The following is a 24,092-nucleotide window of genomic DNA, read 5'->3' as shown; positions in this document are numbered from 1 at the left end:
CGCGGGCCGGGGCGGCCGGGCCGGCAGTCGACACCCGGCTACCGCGCGTGCACCCGGCGTGCGTCACCAGCCGACGCGGGTGGGGGTCTCGTAGCGGGGGCGGTCGACCACCGGCGCCCGCCAGCGGGACTCGGCGAGGCTCGGCGCCCACTGGCGCAGCAGGGTCTCGGCCCCGTCGTACGCGACGCAGAGCACCGCCAGCACCCGCGCGGCGATCTCGGCGGCCTCGCTCCCGCCCGGACCCGCGGCTGCCCGGTGCCCCGGTGCGCCGCCCGGCGTCGACGTCGCGGCGACCACGGTCACCGCCTCGGCACACCGGAGGACGTCGGCGAGCGCCCGGGCCAGTGCGAGCCGGCTGCCCTCCACCCAGTCGGCGAGCGCGTCGGCGTAGCCGGCCGTCGACTCCAGCCGGCCGACCAGGCTCTCCGGCCCCTCGTCGAGGTGGCGCAGCAGGGCCGCCCGGGCCTGCCCGTAGGACGACGCGGCCGGACCGGACCAGAGCACCGGGTCGGTCAGCGCGGCGCAGGCGTCGTCGTAGCCCCGCATCAGGCGGCGCGCGGTGTGGCCGGCGGCGGCCAGCGGCGCCGGATGCAGGTCGAGGAAGTTGCGGACGGCCTCGCCGGGGAGCACCTGCATGCGGCGCAGCAGCGGCCACACGCGGTGCCCCTCGGGGGCTCCTGCGGCGAGCAGCGTGTCGACCCGGCGGAGCAGGTCGAGGCCGGGCTCGGCGAGCCGGTCCAGCGCGTCCATCACGCCTCCCCGGTCAGCCGGTGGCGCGCGGCGCGGTCGACGTCCGCGTAGTGGTCGGCGGCGGCCCGCACCGCCGCCGCGGCGGCGGCCAGCCGCTGGGCGGCGACGTGCGCCTCCCGGGCCCGGTCGCCGGTGGCGGCGGTCCACTGCCGGTGCAGGGCCCGCCCGATCTCCCCGGGCCGGCCGGGGGCGTCGACGCCGAACGCGGCCTGTGCCGGGTCGCCGGCGGTGACCGTGCGGGACACGGCGGTCATGGTCTCGCTCGCCTCGTCGAGCCGGGCGGCGAGGGCGCGCAGGCTCTCCATCTCAGGCTCCCGCCAGCGGCCGGTAGGCGGCGAAGGTCTCGTTGTGCAGCTTCTCCCGGGCCCACTGGGCGGCGTCCGCCGCCGCGGTGACCGCCGCCTGCACCGAGCCGGCGACGTCGCGGGGGTTGCGGGTGTGCAGCGGGCCCAGGAAGCGCACGTCGGTGATCCGCCCGCCGGCGGTGACCACCACCTCGACCAGCCCGTCGGGCGAGCGCACGGTGACCTCGACGGTCGACACCGCCTGGTCGAACTCGGTCTGGAGGGACTCGATCCGGCGGTAGCGCCGCACCGCCTCCTCGATCCAGGCCTCGTCGATCTCCCCCCGCGGCATCGGCGGACCCCTCCCGGAACAGGAAAATCACTGTGCGTGCCGCCACCGTCACGGCGGCACACCGGACCGTACCGCACAGCAATTGCGCCTGTCGATGCCTGTGGACAACCGGTCCGGCCGCCGAGACTCAGGGGCGGATCGGTCGCCGCAGCCCCGGCTCGGGCGGATTCGTCGGCTGGCTCAGCCCTTCCAGAGCGAGAGCATCATCGCCTCGACCGCGATCCGGGGCTTGACGTTCGCCTCGATCGCCGCCCGGCACTCCAGCACCGCTTCCAGGCGGCGCAGCGCCCCCTCGGCGTCCCACTTCTGCGCGCCCGCCCCGGCCAGCGCGGCGGTGTCGGTGTGCACCGGCGCGACGGGGGCGCGCAGCGCCATGGTGAGCGCGTCGCGGTAGAAGCCGGCCAGGTCGACCAGCGCCCGGTCCAGCGCGTCCCGCTGGGCCCGGGTGGCCCGGGACTTCTGCCGCTTCTCCAGGTCCTTCAGCTGCCCGGCGGCGCCCCGCATCGCGCCGGCCGCCCCCCGCCCGGTGCCACCGGCGCCGAGCGCGGTCTCCAGCGCCGCCCGCTCGGCCGCGGCGGTCTCCGCGACGGACGCCTCGGCCTCCGCCTCGGCCGCCTCGATCAGCGCCGACGCCGCGTCGAACGCGGCACCCACGCCGGTCAGCCGGCGCGGCACCGCGAGCACCGCCTCCCGGCGCGTGCGCGCCTCCGGGTCGCGGGCCAGCCGGCGGGCCCGTCCCACGTGCCCCTGCGCCGCCGCCGCGGCCCACCGCGCCACGTCGGGCGCGACACCGTCGCGGCGGGCCAGCACCTCGGCCACCGCCTCCGGCGCGGGCTGCACCAGCGGTACGACCCGGCAGCGCGACCGGATGGTCACCGAGATGTCGTCCGGGTGGGTCGACGGCGCGCAGAGCAGGAAGACCGTCCGCGGCGGCGGCTCCTCGATGGCCTTGAGCAGCGCGTTGCCGGCGGCCTCGGTGAGCCGGTCCGCGTCCTCGATGACCACCACCTGCCAGCGCCCGCCCGACGGGGTGCTGGCGGCGCGCAGCACCAGCGCCCGCATCTCGTTGACGCCGATGGAGAGCCCGTCCGGCACCACCATCCGGACGTCGGCGTGGGTGCCGGTCATCGTGGTGTGGCAGCCGGGGCACCCGCCGCAGCCGGTGCCGTACGCGCACTGGAGGGCGGCGGCGAAGGCCCGCGCCGCCACCGACCGGCCCGACCCGGGCGGCCCGGTGAAGATCCAGGCGTGCGTCATCCCCGCCCCGGTGTCGACGGCGGGCGGCTGACCGCCGTCGGACTCGTCGGCGAGCGCGTCGAACCCGTCCCCGGCGGCGTCGGTCGCGGGCGCGGCGGCGGCGCGCAGCACTGCGGACGCCGCGGCGGCGGCCCGGCGCAGCGTGTCGACCGCCTCGTCCTGCCCGACCAGGTCGGCGAAGACGTCCGGCATCAGGTCCGGTGCTCCATCGGTACCAGCTCCGATTCGGATAACTCCGGCTGCACCGAGGTGTCCGGTCCCTGCGCGGGGCGCGGGTGCACGATGCCGCCGGGGCTGCCGAACATCTCCTCGACCCGCCGGGTCACCTGCCCGGTGATCTCCTCGACCGGGCGGGACGCGTCGAGCACCAGGTAGCGCTTCGGGTCGGCGGCGGCGAGGTCGAGGAAGGCGTAGCGGACCCGCTCGTGGAATGCGACAGACTCGGCCTCCAGGTGGTCGGCCGCCTCGGCGCGCGCCGCCACCCGGGCCAGGCCGGTGTGCGGTTCGACGTCCAGCAGCACCACCAGGTCGGGCTTGAGCCCACCGGTGGCCCACGACGAGAGCCAGGAGACCTCGTCGACGGGGAGCGTCCGCCCCGCCCCCTGGTACGCCAGGGACGAGTCGACGTACCGGTCGCTGATCACGACCGCGCCCCGGACGAGCGCCGGCCGGACGACGGTGGCCACGTGGTGCGCCCGGTCGGCGGCGTAGAGCAGTGCCTCGGCGCGCGGCGACGGCACGTCGGAGCCGGGCGCGCCGAGCAGCAGCGACCGGATCCGCTCGCCGACGGCGGTGGCCCCCGGCTCGCGGGTCACCACCACGTCGCGCCCCTGCCCGCGCAGCCGCTCGGCGAGCGCGGCGAGCTGGGTGGACTTGCCGGCGCCCTCGCCGCCCTCGAAGACCACGAAGAGGCCGGCGGAGACGAACGGCTCGGCCGGCATCAGCGGGCGACCCCGGATCGAGCCCCAGAGGTCGGCCAGGACGGGAACGCCCTTCTTGTCGTCCATCTGCCCGAACGCGCTGATCCCGGCGAAGATGCCGGCGGCGCCGGCGGCGAGCAGCAGCAGTCGGGTGGACGAGATCGACACGCCCAGGTCGGCCAGCTCCAGCCGGCGCGAGCCGCCGACGCCGGCGAGCAGGCTGCTGAGGCCGATCGCGAGGATCAGCACCAGCCGGGTGCCGATCTGCACCACCGCGAAGACCCGGCCGCGCACCTCGTCGGCGATCTCGCCGCCGAGCAGGGTGGTGCCGGAGAGGAACGCCATTCCGGCGCCCGCGCCGACCAGGACCGCGCCGACCATCGCCATGGAGAGGTGGATGGCGAAGGCCAGGGCCATCACCGACGCGCTGGCCAGCACGATGCTCATGCCGAACCAGCGCCGCCGGGACATCTCCTTGACGATCATCGGCCCGAGCCCGATGCCGAGCGCGAGGCCGACGAAGATCGCGCCGAAGAGCAGGTAGAAGGCGGCGTCACCGGCGCCGAGCGAGGTGGCGAAGAACTTGGCGGTGCCGATCACGATGCCGCCGCCGGCGAACGCGCCGAAGATGCCGAGCACCAGGCCGCGGACCAGCGGGGTCTGCCCGATGTAGCGCCAGCCCTCCTTGAACTGGCGCATCATGCTCTGCTCGGTGCGGTCCGTCTCGGCGGACTGCCCCTGGCTGATCTCCTTGATGCCGTACGCCACCACCAGCGCGGTGGCCAGGCGGGAGAACGCGTTGAACCAGAGCGCCAGGTCGGCCGGCGCGGCCCAGTCCGGCGTCGAGCCCCCGGTGGCCCCCCGCACGATGCCGTCGAGCGCGGCGAGGATCAGCGCGGCGAGGATGGGGGTGAGGCCGTACGTGGTGATCAGCGTGAGCTGGTTGGCGGCCTCCAGCCGGGCGCGCGGGATCAGGTTGGGGACCGCGGCCTCCTTGGCCGGGATCCACATCAGCGTGATCGACTCGATCAGGAAGGTGGCGATCGCCGCCCAGCCGACCACGACCGGCCCGCTCGCCCCGAGCAGCGCGACCAGCGGGATCGAGGCGAAGAGCAGGAAGCGCAGCACGTCGCAGATGACCATGGTCCAGCGCCTGTCGAACCGGTCGGCGAACACGCCGGCGACCGGGCCGAGCACCAGCGCCGGCAGCAGCCGGATGGCGATCACGCCGCCGAACGCGGCGCCCTGGGCGGTGCTGCCCTCGACCTGGGAGGCGGCGAAGACGCTGGTGGCGAGCAGGCCGAACCAGTCGCCGAAGGAGGCCGCGCCGAGCACGATCCAGAGCCGGCGGAACGGGGTGATCCGCAGCACCGAGCGGATGGCGGCGTAGCCGGAGTGGTCCGGGCCGGGCTTCTCGGCGCCGCCGGGCTTGGTCGAGGACGACGACACGCCGGGCGACTCGCCGTTGAACTGGCTTTCGATGGCCGTACCTCCACGTGCCGGCCCATCGCTGGGCAGTCCCGGTGGAACACTCTAGACCCGGCGGGGACCCACCCCGCCGCGACATTCTCCTGTTCGCCGAGCCTAGGCCGCCGCGACCACCGCCCGCAGCCCGGACAGACGCGAGGGTATTTCGCATTGCCTCCCAGACAGTTAGCGTGCACACGTGGCCATCGAAAGCGACAAACTTCGTGACCGCCTCGACCGGGCGACCGCGCACCTCGACCCGCCGTACGCCGTCGTGGACCTCGCGGCCTTCGACGGCAACGCCGCCGCGCTGGCGGAACGGGCCGCCGGCAAGCCGGTCCGGATCGCCAGCAAGTCGGTCCGTGCCCGGGACCTGATCGGCCGGGCGCTGGGGCGTCCCGGCTGGCGGGGCGTGATGGCCTTCACCCTGCCCGAGGCGCTCTGGCTGGTCCGCGCCGGCGTGACCGACGACGCGCTGGTGGCGTACCCCACGGCCGACCGGGGGGCGCTCGCCGCGCTCGCCGCCGACCCGGCGCTCGCCGAGGCCGTCACGCTGATGATCGACGGCACCGACCAGCTCGACCTCGTCGACGCCGTGTGCCCGCCCGGGCGCCGCCCCGCGCTGCGGGTCTGCCTCGACCTGGACGCCTCCTGGCGACCGCTGGGCGGGCGGGTGCACGTCGGGGTCCGCCGTTCGCCGGTGCACAGCGCCCGGGCCGCCGGCACGCTCGCCGCCACCGTCGCCGCCCGCGCCGGCTTCCGGCTGGTCGGACTGATGGCGTACGAGGCGCAGATCGCCGGCCTCGGCGACGCGCCACCCGGGCGGGCGGTCCTCGGCTCCGCGATCCGGCTGGCCCAGCGCGGGTCGTACCGCGAGTTGCTGGCCCGCCGGGGCGCGGCGGTGGCCGCCGTACGCGAACACGCCGACCTGGAGTTCGTCAACGGCGGCGGCACCGGCAGCGTGGCCGCGACCAGCGCCGACCCCGCGGTCACCGAGGTCACCGCGGGATCGGGCCTGTACGGGCCGACGCTGTTCGACGCGTACCGCGCCTGGCGCCCCACCCCGGCGGCGGCCTTCGCCTGCGCGGTGGTCCGCCGCCCGGGGCCCGGCCTGGCCACCGTGCTCGGCGGTGGCTGGATCGCCTCCGGCCCGGCCGAGGACAGCCGGCTGCCCCGGCCGTGGCTGCCGGCGGGCCTCAAGCTGATCGGCACCGAGGGGGCCGGCGAGGTGCAGACCCCGCTGGCCGGCGCGGCGGCCGGCGCGCTGCGGGTCGGCGACCGGGTCTGGTTCCGGCACGCGAAGGCCGGCGAGCTGTGCGAGCACGTCAACGAGTTGCACCTGGTCGAGGGGGATGCGGTCGTGGCCACCGTGCCCACCTACCGGGGCGAGGGCCACGCCTTCCTCTGATCCCCGCGCCCGGCGCACCCCGGGCCGGCCTCGCCCGGTCGGGTCGCCCGGCGCACCCGGGGCCGCCCGCGTCCCTGCCGCCGCCCGGGTCCGGGTGCCGGCGCGGCCCCGGTCAGCCGGACTGGTTGGCGTCGGCCGGGGCGTCGACCTGGCGGTGCAGGTACTCCCGGATCAGCGCCTTCGCCTCGACCAGGACGCGGTCGTCGCCCTCGGGCAGCCGGCGGAACGCCAACTTGATCAGCGCGTCGGCCGCCTCCACGGCGATCTCCAGGTGGAACCGGAGGTCGGGGACGTCGAGCCCGAAGCGCTCGGCGAGTACGCGGGCCAGCTGGTCCGCGATCACGCCGTTGTTGTCCCGCTGCTCGTCGAGCAGGTGGAGGTCGACCACGTCGCCGAAGTGCAGGGTACGGAAGCCCGGAACGGTGCGGTGCATCGTGATGTACTCGTCGATGCCCGCGTCGACCCCGTCCCACCAGTGGGTCAGGTCGTCGGAGGCGAACCGCTCGTCGAGCCGCTGGAGGTAGGACTCCATCGTGCGCAGGGTCAGCGCCTGCACGATCGCCCGCTTGTCCGGGAAGAACTGGTAGACCGACCCGATCGCCACCTCGGCACGCTCGGCGAGCAGGGTCGTGGTCAGACCCTCGTACCCCACCTCGTCGACGAGTTCTGCACAGGCGTCCAGCATCCGCTGGACCCGTGCGACACTTCGACCCTGCACCGGTACGCGGCGCAGCGGCCCGGCTGTGGCGGCTGGTGTGGACACTCGCCACCCCCCTTCGACGGATGAACATATCTGCACGTCACGGGTTCGTGACTACCGGTACAACGAGCAAACCTCGATTGCGGTATTTACCTGCGACAACGTTGCTGATATGAAGTCAGTTCACATTCATGTGGAGGAGTGCGCATGGCCGGTACCGCACCGCCCACCCTGGCAGGCTGGTCCAACTGGGCCGGCAACCAACGCGCCACCGCCACCACCATCCTGCGCCCCGCCTCCCTCGCCGACGTCACCGAGGCCGTCCGCGCCGCCGCGACGGCCGGGGACCGGATCCGGGCGGTGGGCAGCGGCCACTCCTTCACCGGCGTCGCGATCACCGACGGACGACGCATGGAACTGACCCACCTGGACACCGGGGTACGCGTCGACGCCGACCGCCGACTGGTCACCGTACCGGCCGGGATCACCCTGCGCGCACTCAACGAACTGCTCACCGCACACGGCCTGGCACTACCCAACCTGGGCGACATCGACGCGCAGACGATCGCCGGCGCGATCTCCACCGGCACCCACGGCACCGGCGCCGCGTACGGCTGCCTGTCGACGTTCGTCGAGGCGCTCACCCTCGTCACCGGCACCGGCGAGGTGCTGCGCTGCTCCGCCGACGAGCACCCCGACGTCTTCGCCGCCGCCCGGGTGTCGCTGGGCGCGCTCGGGGTGCTCGTCGAGGTGACCCTGCGCTGCGTGGACGCCTTCGTGCTGCGCGCCCACGAGCGGCCGGCGCCGCTGGCGGCCGTACTCGACGAGCTGCCCGCGCTGATCGACAGGCACGACCACGTCGAGTTCTACTGGTTCCCGTACACCGCCCGCGTGCAGGTCAAGGCCAACGACCGGGTGGCCGACGACGACCGGCCACTGCCCAAGTGGCGCGGCTGGCTGGACGACGAGTTCCTGTCCAACACCGTCTTCGCCGGGGCCTGCCGGCTCGGCCGCGCCGTGCCGGCGCTCGCCCCCGGCATCAGCGCTGTCTCCGCCCGCGCGCTCACCGAGCGCCGCTACACCGGCCGCTCCGACCAGGTCTTCTGCACCCCACGCCGGGTCCGCTTCATGGAAATGGAGTACGCCCTGCCGCGCGACGCCCTGCCCGAGGCGCTCGACGCGCTGCGGCGGATCGTCGACGGGCTGCCGTTCAAGGTGCTCTTCCCGGTCGAGGTGCGCTTCACCGCCGCCGACGACATCTGGCTCTCCCACGGCTACGGGCGCGAGTCGGCGTACGTGGCCGTCCACCAGTACGTCGGCATGCCGTACGAGCCGTACTTCCAGGCCTTCGAGCAGGTCGCCGCGAGCCTCGGCGGCCGGCCCCACTGGGGCAAGCTGCACTGGCGCGACGCGGAGTCGCTCGCGACGGCCTACCCCCGCTGGGCGGACTTCCAGGCGCTACGCGCCCGCCTGGACCCGCACCACCTCTTCACCAACCCCCACCTGACCCGAACCCTCGGCTGACCCTGACCCTGACCCTGACCCCCGCCCCGCTCGCTCGCCGCTCGCGAGAGCGGCCGCCGGTGCGATCTTGGTACGAACACGCCCTCCGAGGGGCGCGGTCGTACCAAGATCTGTCCGCCGTCCACAGGGGCGGACACGGGCGGCACCGGGTGGGCAGAGTGCGGGTGTGGCGAAGTCTCCAAATTCTCTGGCAGGGCTGCGGCGGGCGTTGCCCGGTGACGACGCCGACGAGCTGACCTGGTTGCTGTTCCATCAGGAAGACGTGATCAGCCTCGACCAGGCCCGGCGCCATCTGTCGTCGAAGGCGATCCGGCACCGGGTCGCCACCCGTCGTTGGCGCCAGGTGCACCGTGCCGTCTTCGTCGCGCACAACGGTCCGGTCGGTCCCGCCCAGCATCGATGGATCGCCGTGCTCGCCGCCGGGCCGGCCGCGATGCTCGGCGGGCTCACGGCGGCCCATGCCTGGGGTCTACGCGGTCACGACAGCCGGATCGTGGACGTGCTCCTGCCGGCCGCGCACCAGAGCCGCGCCCTGCCGCCCGGCGTACGCCTGCACCGGACCACCCTGCTCGGCGAGGAGGACGTGCTGCACGTCGGGCAGCCTCCCCGCACCATGCCTGCCCGGTCGCTGGTCGACGCGGCGCAGTGGGCGGCGACCGACGAGCAGGCTCGGGCGATCATCGCCGCCGGTTTCCAGCAACGCCTCGTCGGCGGCGACGACCTGCACCTGGTTCTGGACGCCATGCCCCGGATCCGGCGCCGAAACCTGATCCGACAGACCGCCGCGGACGCCGCCGGAGGCGCGCATTCCCTGGCCGAGCTGGACTTCCTCGACCTGGTCCGACGAGCGGGGCTGCCCGAGCCCTCCCGGCAGGTCGTCCGACGCGATGCCGACGGGCGTCGCCGCTATCTCGACGTGTGGTTCGGACAGTGGCGGGTGCACGTGGAGATCGACGGCGGGCAGCACCTCGACCCCGCCACCGCGTGGACGGACATGCGCCGGCAGAACGACCTCTGGGTCGAGGGCGACCGGGTGCTCCGCTTCCCCGCCTGGGCGGTACGCAACGACCCGCGGACGGTCCTCGCCCAGGTCCGAGCAGCCCTGCGCGCCGCCGGTTGGACGGGCTGGTCCTGACCCGGATCCGCCCACCTGCGCCGGATCTTGGTACGAACACGTCCTCCGAGGGGCGCGCTCGTACCAAGATCTCTCGCGACGCCAGCCGGCGAGCGAGCCGGGTGGTCAGTCGGGGCTGGTGGTGGCCTTTCTAGGGGCCGCCTTCTTTGCCGGGGTCTTCCTGGCGGTGGTGGCCTTGGCCGTCGTGGTCTTCTTCGCCGCCGTCGACTTGGTCGCCGCGGCCGTCTTCTTCGCCGCCGTGGCCTTCTTGGCGGGCGCCTTCTTCGCCGCGGCCTTCTTCTTCGGCGCCGGCCCCTTCGCCCGCTTCTCGGCGAGCATCTCGGAGGCCTCCTCCATGCTCAGCGCCTCCGGGGTCTGGCCGCGCCGCAGCGACGCGTTCGTCTCGCCGTCGGTGACGTACGGGCCGAACCGGCCGTCCTTGATCACCAGCGGCTTCTCCGTCAGCGGGTCGACGCCCATCTCCCGCAGCGGCGGCGCGGCGGCCCGGCGCTGACGGGCCTTCGGGGCGGCCAGCAGGGCCAGCGCCTCGTCCAGCGTGACGGTGAACATCTTCTCTTCGGAGTCCAGCGAGCGGAACTCGTCGCCCTGCTTGACGTACGGGCCGTAGCGGCCGTTGTTCGCCAGGACCTCGGCGCCGTCCGGGGCCACCCCGATCAGCCGGGGCAGGCTGAGCAGCTTCAGCGCCTCGTCGAAGGTCAGCGAATCGGGCGACTGCGAGCGCAGCAGCGACGACTTGCGCTCGCCACTGGCCACGTACGGGCCGAAGCGGCCCGACTTGAGCAGGATCGGCTCACCGGTGGCCGGGTCGTCGCCGAGCTTGCGCTCGCCCCCGCCGCCGAGGAACAGCTCGTGCACCTTCTCCGGGGTCAGCTCGTCAGGCGCCAGCCCCTCGGGGATCGGGGCCCGGTCGCCCTGGCCGCCACCCTCCTCACCCTCGGCGGCGGGCGCCTGCTGCTCGCCCGGCACCGCCCGCTGGAGGTACGGCCCGTAGCGGCCCACCCGCACGACGACCTCGCGGCCCTCGTCGTCGGTGAACAGCGGGATGGAGTTGACGCTGCGCGCGTCGATCTCGTTGAGGTTCTCGGTGACCAGCTTCTTCAGCCCGCCCGAGCGGGCGATGTCCCGGTCGCCGGCGCCGTTGGCGCCGCCGAAGTAGAACGCCGTGAGGAAGTCGACGGCGGCGTGGTCGCCGCCGGCGATCTCGTCCAGCTCGTTCTCCATGCTGGCGGTGAAGTCGTAGTCGATCAGGCGCGGGTAGTGCCGCTCCAGCAGGCCGATCACGGCGAAGGCCAGGAAGGTCGGGATCATCGCCTGGCCGCGCTTGGTCACGTAACCGCGGTCCTGGATCGTCTGCATGATCGACGCGTACGTCGACGGGCGGCCGATGCCCAGCTCCTCCAGGGCCTTGACCAGCGACGCCTCGGTGTAGCGCGACGGCGGCTGGGTGTGGTGGCCCTGCGCGGCCAGCTCGTCGGCGGTGAGCGGCTGGCCCTTGACCAGGTTGGGCAGGCGACGCTCGGCGTCCTCGGCCTCGGCGTTCTCGTCGTCGCTGGACTCGACGTACGCCCGCAGGAAGCCCGGGTCGGTGATGGTCTTGCCGGTGGCGCCGAAGTCGGCCTCCTCCTGGGCGGAGGAGACGGCGCGGATGCGCACCGAGACGCTGGAGCCGACGGCGTCGGTCATCTGCGAGGCGATGGTGCGCCGCCAGATCAGCTCGTAGAGCTTGAACTCCTCGGCGGAGAGCTCCTTGGCCACGTCGCCCGGGGTGCGGAAGTTGTCCCCCGCCGGGCGGATCGCCTCGTGCGCCTCCTGCGCGTTCTTCACCTTGCCGGTGTAGCGGCGCGGCTCCGGCGGCACGCTGCGCTCGCCGTACAGCTCGACGATCTGCCGGCGGGCCGCCGTGATGGCGGTCTCCGACAGGTTCACCGAGTCGGTACGCATGTAGGTGATGTAGCCGTTCTCGTAGAGGCGCTGCGCGGTGCGCATCGTCTGCTGCGACGAGAACCGCAGCTTGCGGGCCGCCTCCTGCTGGAGGGTGGAGGTGATGAACGGCGCGTACGGGCGGCGGCGGTAGGGCTTCTCCTCGACCCGGGTGACGGTGAACGGCCGGCCCTCCAGGCGGGCCGCGAGGCCCCGGGCGCCGCCGGCGTCGAGGTGGACGACACCGGCTCCGGCCTTGACCCGGCCGGTGGTCGGCTCGAAGTCCTTGCCGGTGGCGATCCGGTCGCCGTTCAGCGCGACCAGGGTGGCGTTGAAGTTGCGGGGCCCCTCGCCGGCGTCGGCCACGGCGAGCGTGGCCAAAATGTCCCAGTACTCCGCAGTGCGGAAGGCCATCCGCTGCCGCTCGCGCTCCACCACGATCCGCGTCGCCACGGACTGCACCCGGCCCGCCGAGAGCTTCGGCATGACCTTCTTCCACAGCACGGGCGAGACCTCGTAGCCGTAGAGGCGGTCGAGGATGCGTCGGGCCTCCTGGGCGTCGACCAGGTCCCGGTCGATCTCGCGGGGGTTGGCCACCGCGGCCTGGATGGCCGGCTTGGTGATCTCGTGGAAGACCATCCGCTTGACCGGCACCTTGGGCTTGAGCGTCTCCACCAGGTGCCAGGCGATCGCCTCGCCCTCGCGGTCCTCATCCGTCGCCAGGAAGATCTCGTCGACCTCCTTGGCCAGCTTCACCAGCTTGCTGATCTGCTGCTTGCGGTCGGCGGAGACCACGTAGAGGGCGTGGAAGCCGTTGTCGACGTCCACCCCGAGCCGGGCCCACGACTCGCCCTTGTACTTGGCCGGCACGTCGGCGGCGTTGCGCGGGAGGTCCCGGACGTGGCCGAAGCTGGCCTCCACGACGTACCCCGGGCCGAGATAGCCCGAGATCGTCTTGGCCTTCGCCGGTGACTCGACGATGACCAGACGGGTGGTTCCAGCGTTGCTCGGCACGTCTCTCCCCGACCTCACTCCTGCTCGCAGCCACCGGCGCCCGGTTCGGGGCCACTTTCGGCCCGCCGACCCCCGGCGGTCCGGATGTCCAACGTAACGCGCCGTCCGCGTTTCGGGTTTCGCGGGCGGCAAACCGTCCCGGCGGGGCGGCCTCTTTCTCCGCCGGCGGCGGGGCGTGCCGGACGGCGCCACCGTACACCGTGCGTGTGCCGCCGGGCGGGACACTGTGACGATGGCGGACCCTCGGTCGAGGCGCCACCCGGCTGTTTTCCGCGAAATTGCGCACTTGTTGTCCCTCATCGGACAGGCCCGACCGGCGCGACGAGGCGGGCGCCGAGGGGCGGTCAGGAGCGGGCCGGCCAGTCGGTCGCGGGGGCGGCGGGCGGCGGGTCGCCCACCAGCTCGGCCAGGCGGGCGAGCCGCCGCCGGCCGGTGATCCGGTACGCCGGCCCGCCCTCGCCGGGCCCGAGCAGCGCCCCGGCCAGGCCGACCGCGTCGAGCGCCCCGCCGACCGGTCCCCAGCACTCCTCGTCGGCGGCGCCGAGCCGGAGCAGGAAGCCGGACGGCTCGGCGGCCCCCGCCGCGGCGAGCCAGAGCCGCAGCCGCCGCCCGTTGAGGTGGAAGCCGGCGGGCGGTCGCTTGCCCGTACCGCGCAGCCAGGCCGCCGCGAGCGGCTTCAGCGTGCGGGCGTACGAGGTGCGCACCGCGTGCCGCCCGTCGGTGGTCGCCTCCCAGGTGGCCGCCACCCCGCGCAGCGCCAGCTCGGCGACGAGGACGTGCACCCGCCAGGCCGCGTCGACCACGATCGAGAGCCGGGCCGTGCCGCCCATCCGGACCGCCTCGCCCGGGCCGGCCAGCAGCCCGGCGAGATCGGCGATGGACGGGTCCGCCGCCTCCGCGCCGAAGAAGGTCAGCTGCCGGGCGGACTCGTCGGCGTCGGCCGGCGGGGGCGGTACGGGTCGGCGGGCGACCGGCGCGACCCGGTCCGCCGGCGCCGGGAAGAGCACCGGCAGCGCTTCGCCGCCGGACGGGTCACCGGTCCCGCTCAGCGACACTCCGGCACCTCGTCGAAGGCGCGTTTCAACTCCTCGGAGTTGAGCTGGCTGGTGTCGAGCGCGCTGGCGTCGTACTCCTTGTTCAGGGTGTCCACGGCGGCCCGGACGCCGTCGTAGAAGACGGTGGGCTGGCCGGTGCCCAGCCCGTCGATGGTGTCGCGGGCCCTGCCGTACGCGTCGCGTACCTTCGCCAGCGAGGCCTGGAAGCCCGCCGAGACCTCCTCGCCGCGCTCGGCGTCCGGTACGCCGGCCTCCTCGACCTTGCGTCGGGCGGTCTCGCTGGCCTGCTCCGCGCCGCCGAAGAGCCGCACCAGGTTCTCCTTCGCCTGCGCCGGGGTGGTCTGGGCGGTCATCTGCTGGTCGGTGCTGCTGGTCAGCTTGCTGATCTCGGCCCGCCACGGGGTGAGCGCGGTGCAGACCGACGCCGCCCACGACCGGGAGTCGGGGCCGCCGCCGCATCCGGCGAGCACGAGAACGAGCGTGGCCAGGACCACCGTGAGCTTTCCGGCGGCTGCCGCCCGGCACGTGCGCATGCGTTGCAGCGTACGGCCTCTGTCGAGTCCGGGCACCGGACAGGTTTGCCGGGTGGCACGGGCGGTCCCCGGCCGGCCGCGCGGGCCGACCGGGGACCTCCGATGCCGGACGGATCAGGCGTTGACCGTCTCGGGCCGCTGGTCCGGGCTGCCCGCGCCCGTGCCGGAGTCGGCGTCGGACATGGCCACGCCCTTGCGCTTGCTGAACACCACCGCCGCGGCGATGATCAGCGTCGCCACCACGGCGATCCCCACCCGCAGGGCGGTGTTCCGCTCGTCGCCCACGCTCCAGGCCACCACGGCCGGCGCGATCAGCAGCGAGACCAGGTTCATCACCTTGATCAGCGGGTTGATCGCCGGGCCGGCGGTGTCCTTGAACGGGTCGCCGACGGTGTCGCCGATGACCGTGGCGGAGTGCGACTCGGAGCCCTTGCCGCCGTACGCGCCGTCCTCGACGAGCTTCTTGGCGTTGTCCCAGGCGCCGCCGGAGTTGGACAGGAAGACCGCCATCAGCGTGCCGGCGCCGATCGCACCGGCCAGGTACGCCGCCAGCGCGCCCGGCCCGAGGCCGAAGCCCACCGCGATCGGCGCGAGGATGGCGAGCAGACCGGGGGTCATCAGCTCGCGCTGCGCGTCCCGGGTGCAGATGTCGACGACCTTGCCGTACTCGGGGCGCTGGGTGCCGTCCATGATGCCGGGCAGCTCGCGGAACTGCCGGCGTACCTCCATCACGACCGCGCCCGCCGAGCGGGAGACCGCGTTGATGGCCAGGCCGGAGAAGAGGAACACCACCGCCGCGCCGATGATCAGGCCGACCAGGTTGCGCGGGTTCGCCACGTTCAGCGAGTTGAGGATCTCGGTGCCGACGTCGCCCACGCCGGCGTCCGAGTACGCGGTGCGCAGCGTGTCGGTGTACGAGCCGAACAGCGCCGTCGCGGCGAGCACCGCCGTGGCGATCGCGATGCCCTTGGTGATCGCCTTGGTGGTGTTGCCGACCGCGTCGAGCTCGGTGAGCGTCCGGGCGCCGTGCTCGTCGATGTCGCCGGACATCTCGGCGATGCCCTGGGCGTTGTCGGAGATCGGGCCGAAGGTGTCCATGGCGACGATCACGCCGACCGTGGTGAGCAGGCCGATGCCGGCCATCGCCACCGCGAACAGGGACAGCGTGATGGAGCTGCCGCCGAGCAGGAACGCACCGAACACGCCGGCACCGATGAGCAGCGCCGAGTAGACCGCCGACTCCAGGCCGATGCTGATGCCAGCCAGGATGACGGTGGCCGCGCCGGTCTGGGAGCTCTTGCCGATGTCCTGCACCGGGCGCCGGTTGGTCTCGGTGAAGTAGCCGGTCAGCGCCTGGATCGCCGCCGCCAGCACGATGCCGATGACGACCGCGCCGATGGCGACCACCCGCGGGTTCTCGCTGACGTCGGTCAGCCCGCCGTCCAGCTCGGCGAAGGTGGCCGGCAGGTACGCGTACGTGGCGATCGCCACCAGCACCGCGGAGAGCACCGCCGAGATGTAGAAGGCCCGGTTGATAGCGGTCAGGGCGTTGCGGTCGGAGGCGCGCAGCCGGGTGACGAAGACGCCGACGATCGCGATGAGCACGCCGATGGTGGAGACGATCAGCGGGAAGACCAGGCCCTGCTCGCCGAAGGCGGCGCGGCCGAGGATCAGCGCGGCGACCAGGGTGACCGCGTACGACTCGAAGAGGTCGGCGGCCATGCCGGCGCAGTCACCCACGTTGTCGCCCACGTTGTCGGCGATGGTGGCGGCGTTGCGCGGGTCGTCCTCGGGGATGCCCTGCTCGACCTTGCCGACCAGGTCGGCGCCGACGTCGGCGGCCTTGGTGAAGATGCCGCCGCCGACCCGCATGAACATGGCGAGCAGCGCGGCGCCGAAGCCGAAGCCCTCCAGCACGGTCGGCGCGTCGCTGCGGTAGAACAGCACGACCAGCGCGGCGCCGAAGAGGCCGAGGCCGACGGTGAGGAAGCCGACCACGCCACCGGTGCGGAAGGCGATCTTCATCGCGGCCTCCCGGCCGCCTTCGCGCTCCCGGGCGGCGGCGGCGACCCGCAGGTTGGCCCGGGTGGCCAGCCACATGCCGGCGCCGCCGATGAACGCGCTGAACAGCGCGCCCACGACGAAGAAGACGGACCGGCCGATCTTCACCGCCACTTCGCTGCCGTCGGTGCCGTGCACCGGCAGCAGGAAGAGCAGCACCACGGCGATGACCACGAAGATCGCCAGGGTCCGGAACTGCCGGAGCAGGTAGGCCGAGGCGCCCTCCTGGACCGCGCCGGAGATCTCCTGCATTTTGTTGGTGCCCTTGCCGGCGGCCAGTACGGCCTTCGTCAGCGCGCCGGCGAAGGCGAGCGCCACCAGCGCGATGACCGCGGCGATGACGACGTACGTGACGTTGTTTCCGGTGAGGGAGATCCCGCCGCCGTCGGCGGCCAAGGTGTCGGACATCTGTGTCCTCCTGTACCGAACGCTCGCGCCGGCCGGTGGAGACGCACCGACCCGGCGCCTGGATGCGGAGTCGCAAGCGCGCGCCACTCCACCCCGGTCGGACCAGCGATGAACAACCGTTCCCGCTGGCCGCGGGATGGATCACTTGCTGACAACTCGCGTACTCTAGCCCTCCACAGTGTTGGAGGTCACACCGAGGGGGCACCGCGCCGTGATGATCTTCGTCGCTGTGTTATGAGGAAAAATCTGATATAGGAGCCCATCCATGCCAAGGAGGCCGCGCCCCGGCGGGACACGGCCTCTCACGGCGTACGACGCCCTCGGCGAGGGCGGTGGAAGATCAGCTCACCGGCCGACGGGCCAGACCATCCGCACCTCGGTGCCGACGCCCTCGTCGACCGGGCGCACCTGGAGGTCCTCGACGAAACCGGCAAGCAGCGCGAAGCCCACGCCGGTGGTCAGGTCGTCCTCGTTGAGCGACTCGTTGGCGAGCTGGTCGGCGTTGAGCGCCGCCAGGCCGAGACCGGCCTCGATCGGCGCACGGTCGACGACGCGCACCGCGTACGCGCCCGTGTCGGACATCTCGACGAGCACGGGCTCGGACACGCCGTACTGGCGGTGCAGGGCGACCGCGCGGGTGCACGCCTCGCCGATGGCCAGCCGTACCTCGTCCAGCAGCTCCTCGCGGACCCCGGCCCGCCGGGCGACCGCCACGCCGACCAGGCGCGCGGTGCGCACGTGCACCGGGGCCGGCGAGAAGGAGAGCTTGACCGTGGCCATCAGACGCCGGTGCCGGCCGGGTCGGTGCCGACCGCCGCGTCGACCGTGGGATGCAGCGGGAAGACCTGGTCGAGGGCCGTGATCCGGAAGATCTTGAGCAGCGGCTCCTTGTCGCAGACCAGGGCGAACGAGCCACCGGCCGCGCGCAGCCGCTTGAGCGCGCCGACCAGCACGCCCAGCCCGGTGGAGTCGAGGAAGTCCACCCGACCCAGGTCGACCACCACGTGGCGGGCTCCACCGTCGATCAGCTCGAGGAGCCGCTCCCGTAGCCGGGGCGCGGTGTAGACGTCCACCTCACCGCCGACCTCGAGCACCGTGTGCTCGCCCACGGTGCGGGTCGCCAGCGACAGCTCCATCGGTCCTCCCTCGCAAGAGCCGTAAACTCTCCTGGGCATCTAACCATCCCCGCCGGAGACCGGCTCTGCTCACCGGCGGAGCCTCCCCTTACCCCGGCCCCCCGCTTTCCATCTCCGAACACCAGTGCGAGAGTGCAGGACGTGACCACCGACGGCTCCAGCTCGGCGCAGCCAGCGCCGCGCCACGACCTGAAGCCGTCGCCCGACCACTCCGGCCCGGCGCACCCGGCGCCCGCCGACCTGCTGGGTCGGCTGCGCGCCCGCGCCGGCGCCGACCCGGTCACCCACGTCGAGCGGGTGCCGGCACGGGCCGGCGAGCCCGCCCCGTGGCCGGACTGGGCGCCGGAGGAACTGCGCGCGGCGTTCGCCCGGCGCGGCGTGGTCGCGCCCTGGCGGCACCAGGCGGAGGCGGCCACCCTGGCGTACGACGGCCGGCACGTCGTGGTGGCCACGGGCACCGCGTCCGGCAAGTCCCTGGCCTACCAGCTTCCCGCGCTGGCCACCCTGCTCGCCGACCCCCGGGCCACCGTGCTCTACCTGGCGCCGACGAAGGCGCTCGCCGCCGACCAGTTGCGCGCCGTCGCCGCGCTGGAGCTGGAGGGGGTGCGCCCCGCCTGCTACGACGGCGACACCCCGCGCGCCGAACGGGAGTGGATCCGCAAGCACTCCCGGTTCGTGCTGACCAACCCGGACATGCTGCACCACGGCATCCTGCCCGGGCACGCCCAGTGGTCCGGTTTCCTGCGCCGGCTCACGTACGTGGTGATCGACGAGTGCCACACCTACCGGGGGGTCTTCGGCTCGCACGTCGCGCACGTGCTGCGCCGGCTGCGGCGGCAGTGCGCCCGGTTCCGCAGCACACCCGTCTTCGTACTGGCCTCGGCCACGTCCGGCGACCCGGCGACGGCGGCGGGCCGGCTCACCGGGGTGCCCGTGACCGCCGTCACCGAGGACACCTCGCCCCGCGGCGGGGTGACGTTCGCGCTCTGGGAGCCGCCGCTGTTGCCCCGGGACTCCGCCGCCGACCAGCAGGCGGACCTCACCCAGGTCCGCCGGTCGGCGCTGCGGGAGACGGCCGACCTGCTCGCCGACACGGTCGCCGAGGGGGTACGCACGCTGGCCTTCGTGCGCTCCCGGCGCGGCGCCGAGGTGGTCGCGGCGAACGCCCGCCGGTCCCTCGACGAGGCGGTGCCCGGGCTCGGCGACCGGGTCGCCGCCTACCGGGCCGGCTACCTGCGCGAGGAGCGCCGCGAACTGGAACGGGCGCTGCTGCACGGCGACCTGCTCGGGCTGGCCTCGACCAACGCGCTGGAGCTGGGCGTCGACCTGGTCGGCCTCGACGCGGTGCTGATCTGCGGCTACCCGGGCACCCGCGCCTCCCTGTGGCAGCAGGCCGGCCGGGCGGGGCGCTCCGGGCAGGAGGCGCTCGCCGTGCTGGTCGCCCGGGACGACCCGCTCGACACCTATCTCGTGCACCATCCCGAGGCGGTGTTCGGGCGGCCGGTGGAGGCCACCGTGCTCGACCCGGCCAACCCGTACGTGCTGGCACCGCAGCTCGCCTGCGCTGCGGTCGAGGCGCCGCTGACCCCCGACGACCTGGCACTCTTCGGCGACGGGGCGAAGGAGGCGGTGGACCAACTGGTGGCGGCGGGGGCGCTGCGGCAGCGGCCGACCGGCTGGTACTGGCGGCACCGGGAGCGGCCGGAGGTGGACCTGCGCGGCGAGGGCGGCGCGCCGGTCTGCGTGGTCGAGGCGGCGACCGGGCGGCTGCTCGGCACCGTCGACGGCGGCTCGTCGCACTTCCTGCTCCACCCCGGCGCGGTCTACCTGCACCAGGGCGTCTCCCACGTGGTCGACTCGCTCGACCTGGCCGACGGGTGCGCGCTGGTGCATCCCGAGGAGCCGGACTGGTCCACCCACGCCCGCGACGTCACCTCGCTGTCGGTGGTGAGCGTGCGCTCGTACGTGGACGCCGGCCCCGTCGGGCTCTTCCTCGGCGAGGTCGACGTGACCAGCCAGGTGGTGTCGTACCAGCGGCGACGGATCGCCACCGGCGAGGTCATCGACACCCGCCCCCTGGACCTGCCGGCCCGGGAACTGCGTACCGTCGCGGTCTGGTTCACCCTGTCGCCGCAGTCCCTGACGGCCGCCGGCGTGGAGCCCGCCGACGTGCCGGGCGCGCTGCACGCCGCCGAGCACGCCGCGATCGGCCTGCTGCCGCTCACCGCGACCTGCGACCGCTGGGACATCGGCGGACTGTCGACGGCGGCGCACCCGGACACCGAGGCCCCGACGGTCTTCGTCTACGACGGGCACCCGGGCGGGGCGGGCTTCGCCGAGCGCGCGTACGGGACGGCGGCAGCCTGGCTGCGGGCCACCCGCGACGCGATCGCGGAGTGCGGCTGCGAGGCGGGCTGCCCGTCCTGCGTGCAGTCCCCGAAGTGCGGCAACGGCAACAACCCGCTCTCCAAGCCGGACGCCGTCAAGGTGCTGGACGTGGTGCTCGCGAACCTGCCCGACGGTGTACCGGCACCCCGCCCGTCCGGCGACTCGCCCGAGGTTCCGTCCCTCAGCTCGCCCGGCGTTCCGTCCGGCCGCTCATCCGAAGTTTCGACCGGCGGCGATGTCGCGGTTCCGGGGCGCCGTGCGGTTCGGGACGCCGTGCTTCCGGGCGGCCCTACGGTCCCGGGGGAACGCGTCGCTCCCGACGACGCCGCCCCCGGCGGTCCCGGAGGTCCGGACGGCGCCCCGCCCCCGGTGGTGGAGACCGGCTCGGAGGCCGCCCCCGTCCCGGGTGGTGGAAGGCAGGCATAGAAACCCTTCGCTCGGGGCAAACGAATACGTGGGAGCGCTTCCATCGCTGCTCGCGGACCCTTGCCGTGCTTCCCGTCGAAGGAGGAGTCGTGGCCGACACCATCGCCGAGACCGTCGACCTGCTCTACACGATCGACCAGGAGAAACTCACTCCTGACCAGCAGATCGCCCTGGCCACCGCGCTCGCCAGCCTGGCGCAGGCCGAGCGCCTGGAGCAGATCAACGAGCGGCTGCGCAGCATCCACCAGGTTCTGAACGCGTGGGCGCTCAAGGCCACGGTCGACGGAGGCCGGTGAACCCGCTCCGCACAGCACGGCCGCGGCGGTGTTCGGGTCGTGGCGGGGCTGCGGTCGTAGCGGGGTCGCCGTCGCGGCAGGGGGTCGGGTCGCGACAGGGTCCCGGGGTTGGCGGTAGTTGCCAATCCGGGAAGAAGCCGTCCACGGCGGGGCGCGGGGTCGTGGCGGGGTTGCCCGTCGGACGGCACCGCCGGGCCGGCACGGTACGGGTCGGGCAGCGAGGCAGGGTCCGGGCGGGGTAGCGGGGGCCGGCGGGAACCGCCGCGTGCTGGCAGGACGGGCCGCGTAGCCTGCGGGAAGGGACGCGTGACCTGTCGGCGGCGGCACGGGTGAAGCTGTGCGACACTCCGGCGACCCCTCGAAGGAGAACCCATGCAACTCGAGAACCTGCAGGCCCAGCAGCAGTTCCACATCCGGCAACGGCTCCGGATGATGGTGAACCAGTACGAGGTCCACGCCGTGGCACCGGACGGCTCCGAAGGTGGCCTGCTGGCGTTCGCCCAGCAGAAGCGGCTCGCCTTCAAGGAGCAGGTGACGATCTACACCGACGACTCGAAGCAGCAGCCCCTGCTCGGGTTCAAGGCCCGCCAGCGCCTCGACATCGGCGCCACGTACGACGTGACCGACCACGCCGGCAACCCGATCGGCCTGTTCCGCAAGGACTTCGCCCAGTCCCTGCTGCGGTCCACCTGGCACGTCGAGCAGCCCGGCCTGCCGCAGGTCACCGGCCAGGAGCGCAGCATGCCGGTGGCGCTGCTGCGCCGGTTCGTCGACTCGCTGTCCTGGCTGCCCTACCACTTCGACTTCGTCGCCGGCGGTCAGCCGGTCTTCTCCGTCATCAAGCAGTGGGGCCTGCGCGACCGGTACGTCGTCCAGATCCACAACCCGCAGGTCGACCGCCGCCTCGTGATCGCGATGGCCGTCGCCCTCGACGCCCTCCAGGGACGCTGATCCACCCGGGTCGGGGTGCCGACTTCCGTCGCCCCGGCCCGGTCGCGTCCGGCGCGAGTGCGTCACGTCTCCCGCAGTTCCCCCGGCACGTGCCGCCTGCGGCTCAGCCACGGACCGGGCCCGCCGCTCAGCCACGGACCGGGGCCGGCACGGTGCCGCCCGCCGCTCAGCCACGGACCGGGCCTGCGCGGGCACTGGCCGCCGCGACCCGCGCCAGGCCGGGCAGCGGGGTGACGGCCACCTCTGCGGTCACCAGGACGTCGAGGCCGTCGAGTCGACAGGCGAGCAGCCGGCCACCGTTGGCGGCGGTGATCTCGGCAGCCCGGCCGCAGGCCGCCGGCTCGCCCAGGAGGGCCTCGCCGGCACCGGCCAGCGCGCCGAAGTCCGCCGCCACCCGGGCCTGCTGCCGGGCTGTCCGGGCCGCGCCGACGGCGGCACCGAACAACCCGACCATGACGAAAGCCAGCCCCACGGCGAGCAGACAGACGGTCGCCCCACCACGCTCCCCCATCCGCCCTGCCGCACTTCCCGGGACCCCCGCCGCGCTCCCCCTGCGCTGCCATCGCGCTGCCACCGAGCCCTCACGCACCACCGTCGTGCTTCCCCGCACTCCCGCCGCGCTCTCACGGACTTCCACCCCGGCGGGGGTCGCGGGCCAGCCGGGCCAGCCGGTCCCGTCGCCCTGCCGGTCAGGGTTCTGCCGGTCGCGGCGTGCAATCCGCCCCGTCACGGTCCTTCCTCCGCCGGCTCGACGCCCGGGGGCGCGGGCTCCGCGGCACCGGGCCCCACGGCGTCCGTCCCCACGACACCGGGTTCCACCGCCGCGACCGCCGTCGCCGTCACGGAGATCCGGGGCAGCCGGGAGCCGAGCGCGCGTACGGGCGCCCGGACGGTGGCGACGACCCGCTGACCGTCGACGGTGACGGTCACCTCCGCTCCCGGCGGTGCCGCCCCGCTGGCAGCGGCCGCCCCGTCGGCGCCCCGGGAGGCAGCCAGTGCCGCCTCCCGGGCCGCGTGCAGGCAACCCGCCCTCGTACCGACGGCGTTGACCGCCGACAGCCCGGCGAGCAGGAGCAGCAGGAGCGCCGGCAGGCCGGCCGCCAGTTCGGCGGTGAAGGAACCCCGGTCACGGCCGGCCGGCCGGCGCCCGGTCACTTGAGCGCCCGGTCGATGACGGCGGTCAACGCGGACTGCACGTTGCCGGAGGTCAGCACCTTCAGCAGGATCCCGGCGAAGGCGACCGCGGCGAGGGTGCCGACGGCGTACTCGGCGGTGTTCATTCCGGCGTCCCCGCGCAGGCGGGCGAGCAGTTTGCGCACGTTCCTGTCCTTTCTCGACATGGTCAGAGCACGTCACCGAGGACGGCGACGATCACCGGCACCAGGCCGGCGAGAATGAAGGCCGGCAGGAAGCAGAGCCCCAGCGGTAGGACGATGAGCACGCCGGCGCGGCGGGCGGCCGCCTCCGCGGCCGTGGAGCGGTCGGCGCGGAGGTCGTCGGCGAGTCGGGTCAGCGCGCCGGCCAGTGCGGCTCCGCTGCTCGCGCTGCGAAGCACGGCGGCGGTCAGCCGCTCGGCCCCCGGTACCGCCGCGAGCGGAGCCCACGCCTCCTCGGGGCCACCGCCGAGCCGCAGCAACCGGCCGACCCGGGCGAGCCGGTCGGCGAGCGGCCCGTCGAGCGCCCCGGCCACGGCCATGATCGACCTGTCCACGGGCGCTCCCGCCCGCATGGCCGCCGCCAGCAGGTCGGCGGCGAGCGGAAGATCGGCCGCCTCGCGCAGCCGCCGGTTCCGCACGGCCGGGGGCTCGATCCGACGAAGCAGCCGGTCGAGCAGCAGCGTCGTCGGCAGGGCCGCCACCGCCCCGGGCCAGCCGCTGACGATGACGGCCACGGCCACGCCGGCCAGACCGGCGGCGACGCGGATGGCGTCCGGCCGCCGCCGAGGCGGGACGTCATCGGTCGGGTCGTCGTCGGGACCGACCGGTCGGCGGAGCGAGGCGGCCGGGTGCACACCGACCGGCGCCCGGCGCAGCGCGCGCAGCCGGCGCAGGGGCCGCCGGCCTGCCGCCAGCATCGTGACGAGCAGGATCGCCGCCGCCACGAAGCC

Annotated in this window: 22 protein-coding genes; 6 read left to right on the top strand and 16 right to left on the bottom strand. The window is 74.2% G+C overall.

Annotated elements, in window-relative coordinates; all coding sequences use genetic code 11:
- Positions 1–63: 63 nt before the first annotated feature.
- From AB0B83_RS03265 to tmk, 5 genes are all read right to left on the bottom strand, one after another.
- Entirely contained in the window at positions 64–750 is a 687-nt protein-coding gene (locus AB0B83_RS03265) for a hypothetical protein (RefSeq protein ID WP_357576751.1), read from the bottom strand.
- Positions 750–1,055 carry a hypothetical protein gene (locus AB0B83_RS03260; protein WP_132232038.1) on the bottom strand — a complete coding sequence of 102 codons (306 nt, stop codon included), beginning with the start codon at positions 1,053–1,055 and terminating at the stop codon, positions 750–752. The genes AB0B83_RS03265 and AB0B83_RS03260 overlap by 1 nt, the downstream gene beginning before the upstream one ends.
- 1 nt (position 1,056) lies before the next feature.
- Positions 1,057–1,386: a YbaB/EbfC family nucleoid-associated protein gene (locus tag AB0B83_RS03255; RefSeq protein ID WP_121397041.1), complete on the bottom strand. Its 330-nt coding sequence runs from the start codon at positions 1,384–1,386 to the stop codon at positions 1,057–1,059.
- Positions 1,387–1,566: 180 nt separating this feature from the next.
- The gene (locus AB0B83_RS03250) at positions 1,567–2,835 is read right to left on the bottom strand and encodes a DNA polymerase III subunit delta' (RefSeq protein WP_357576750.1); all 1,269 of its coding nucleotides are present in this window, start codon (positions 2,833–2,835) and stop codon (positions 1,567–1,569) included.
- Entirely contained in the window at positions 2,835–4,934 is a 2,100-nt protein-coding gene (gene tmk / locus AB0B83_RS03245) for a dTMP kinase (RefSeq protein ID WP_357576823.1), read from the bottom strand. Before tmk ends, AB0B83_RS03250 begins: the two co-directional genes overlap by 1 nt.
- A gap of 295 nt (positions 4,935–5,229) precedes the next feature.
- Here tmk and AB0B83_RS03240 point away from each other — a divergent pair, with 295 nt between their 5' ends.
- Positions 5,230–6,438: an amino acid deaminase/aldolase gene (locus tag AB0B83_RS03240; protein ID WP_357576749.1), complete on the top strand. Its 1,209-nt coding sequence runs from the start codon at positions 5,230–5,232 to the stop codon at positions 6,436–6,438.
- Between the two features lie 112 nt (positions 6,439–6,550).
- Here the strand turns inward: AB0B83_RS03240 and AB0B83_RS03235 are convergent, their stop codons facing one another.
- Complete coding sequence (locus tag AB0B83_RS03235; RefSeq protein ID WP_311410471.1) at positions 6,551–7,123, bottom strand: TetR family transcriptional regulator; 573 nt, start codon at positions 7,121–7,123, stop codon at positions 6,551–6,553.
- A 222-nt stretch (positions 7,124–7,345) separates the two neighbouring features.
- Between AB0B83_RS03235 and AB0B83_RS03230 the strand changes: the two genes are divergently transcribed.
- Both AB0B83_RS03230 and AB0B83_RS03225 read left to right on the top strand, forming a co-directional pair.
- Positions 7,346–8,662 (top strand): D-arabinono-1,4-lactone oxidase, encoded by a 1,317-nt coding sequence (locus AB0B83_RS03230; RefSeq protein ID WP_357576748.1) that lies wholly within the window; start codon positions 7,346–7,348, stop codon positions 8,660–8,662.
- 166 nt (positions 8,663–8,828) lie between these two features.
- Positions 8,829–9,797 carry a DUF559 domain-containing protein gene (locus AB0B83_RS03225; RefSeq protein ID WP_357576747.1) on the top strand — a complete coding sequence of 323 codons (969 nt, stop codon included), beginning with the start codon at positions 8,829–8,831 and terminating at the stop codon, positions 9,795–9,797.
- Between the two features lie 105 nt (positions 9,798–9,902).
- On the opposite strand, the gene topA is transcribed toward AB0B83_RS03225, so the two are convergent.
- The 6 genes from topA to AB0B83_RS03195 all read right to left on the bottom strand — a co-directional run bounded on the left by topA (position 9,903) and on the right by AB0B83_RS03195 (position 17,924).
- Positions 9,903–12,731 (bottom strand): type I DNA topoisomerase, encoded by a 2,829-nt coding sequence (topA, locus tag AB0B83_RS03220; protein ID WP_357576746.1) that lies wholly within the window; start codon positions 12,729–12,731, stop codon positions 9,903–9,905.
- Positions 12,732–13,075: 344 nt separating this feature from the next.
- On the bottom strand, positions 13,076–13,645 hold the full coding sequence (locus AB0B83_RS03215; RefSeq protein WP_357576822.1) for a hypothetical protein: 570 nt from the start codon (positions 13,643–13,645) through the stop codon (positions 13,076–13,078).
- 131 nt (positions 13,646–13,776) lie between these two features.
- Positions 13,777–14,319: a hypothetical protein gene (locus AB0B83_RS03210; protein ID WP_357576745.1), complete on the bottom strand. Its 543-nt coding sequence runs from the start codon at positions 14,317–14,319 to the stop codon at positions 13,777–13,779.
- 114 nt (positions 14,320–14,433) lie between these two features.
- The gene (locus AB0B83_RS03205; RefSeq protein WP_357576744.1) at positions 14,434–16,788 is read right to left on the bottom strand and encodes a sodium-translocating pyrophosphatase; all 2,355 of its coding nucleotides are present in this window, start codon (positions 16,786–16,788) and stop codon (positions 14,434–14,436) included.
- Positions 16,789–17,133: 345 nt separating this feature from the next.
- Positions 17,134–17,568 (bottom strand): ATP-binding protein, encoded by a 435-nt coding sequence (locus AB0B83_RS03200; RefSeq protein WP_357576743.1) that lies wholly within the window; start codon positions 17,566–17,568, stop codon positions 17,134–17,136.
- Positions 17,568–17,924 (bottom strand): STAS domain-containing protein, encoded by a 357-nt coding sequence (locus tag AB0B83_RS03195; protein WP_151453426.1) that lies wholly within the window; start codon positions 17,922–17,924, stop codon positions 17,568–17,570. The genes AB0B83_RS03200 and AB0B83_RS03195 overlap by 1 nt, the downstream gene beginning before the upstream one ends.
- A gap of 189 nt (positions 17,925–18,113) precedes the next feature.
- Between AB0B83_RS03195 and AB0B83_RS03190 the strand changes: the two genes are divergently transcribed.
- From AB0B83_RS03190 to AB0B83_RS03180, 3 genes are all read left to right on the top strand, one after another.
- Positions 18,114–20,738 (top strand): DEAD/DEAH box helicase, encoded by a 2,625-nt coding sequence (locus AB0B83_RS03190; protein WP_357576821.1) that lies wholly within the window; start codon positions 18,114–18,116, stop codon positions 20,736–20,738.
- Positions 20,739–20,827: 89 nt separating this feature from the next.
- Positions 20,828–21,034: a hypothetical protein gene (locus AB0B83_RS03185; RefSeq protein WP_357576742.1), complete on the top strand. Its 207-nt coding sequence runs from the start codon at positions 20,828–20,830 to the stop codon at positions 21,032–21,034.
- A 372-nt stretch (positions 21,035–21,406) separates the two neighbouring features.
- A complete protein-coding gene (locus tag AB0B83_RS03180; protein WP_357576741.1) occupies positions 21,407–21,985 on the top strand; it encodes a hypothetical protein in 579 nt (192 codons plus the stop codon).
- A gap of 166 nt (positions 21,986–22,151) precedes the next feature.
- Here the strand turns inward: AB0B83_RS03180 and AB0B83_RS03175 are convergent, their stop codons facing one another.
- The 4 genes from AB0B83_RS03175 to AB0B83_RS03160 form a co-directional block, all read right to left on the bottom strand.
- The gene (locus tag AB0B83_RS03175) at positions 22,152–22,496 is read right to left on the bottom strand and encodes an Rv3654c family TadE-like protein (protein WP_357576740.1); all 345 of its coding nucleotides are present in this window, start codon (positions 22,494–22,496) and stop codon (positions 22,152–22,154) included.
- A gap of 215 nt (positions 22,497–22,711) precedes the next feature.
- Positions 22,712–23,140 (bottom strand): TadE family type IV pilus minor pilin, encoded by a 429-nt coding sequence (locus AB0B83_RS03170; protein WP_357576739.1) that lies wholly within the window; start codon positions 23,138–23,140, stop codon positions 22,712–22,714.
- Positions 23,137–23,325: a DUF4244 domain-containing protein gene (locus tag AB0B83_RS03165; protein ID WP_357576738.1), complete on the bottom strand. Its 189-nt coding sequence runs from the start codon at positions 23,323–23,325 to the stop codon at positions 23,137–23,139. Before AB0B83_RS03165 ends, AB0B83_RS03170 begins: the two co-directional genes overlap by 4 nt.
- 2 nt (positions 23,326–23,327) lie before the next feature.
- Positions 23,328–24,059, bottom strand: coding sequence for a type II secretion system F family protein (locus AB0B83_RS03160; RefSeq protein ID WP_357576820.1), 732 nt, complete (start codon positions 24,057–24,059; stop codon positions 23,328–23,330).
- Between the last annotated feature and the right edge of the window lie 33 nt (positions 24,060–24,092).

This window comes from Micromonospora sp. NPDC049060, from assembly GCF_040649055.1.
Taxonomy (GTDB): Bacteria; Actinomycetota; Actinomycetes; order Mycobacteriales; family Micromonosporaceae; genus Micromonospora; species Micromonospora reichwaldensis.
The sequence above is the reverse complement of the archived record's forward strand: the minus strand, read 5'-3'. Positions and strand labels throughout refer to the sequence as shown.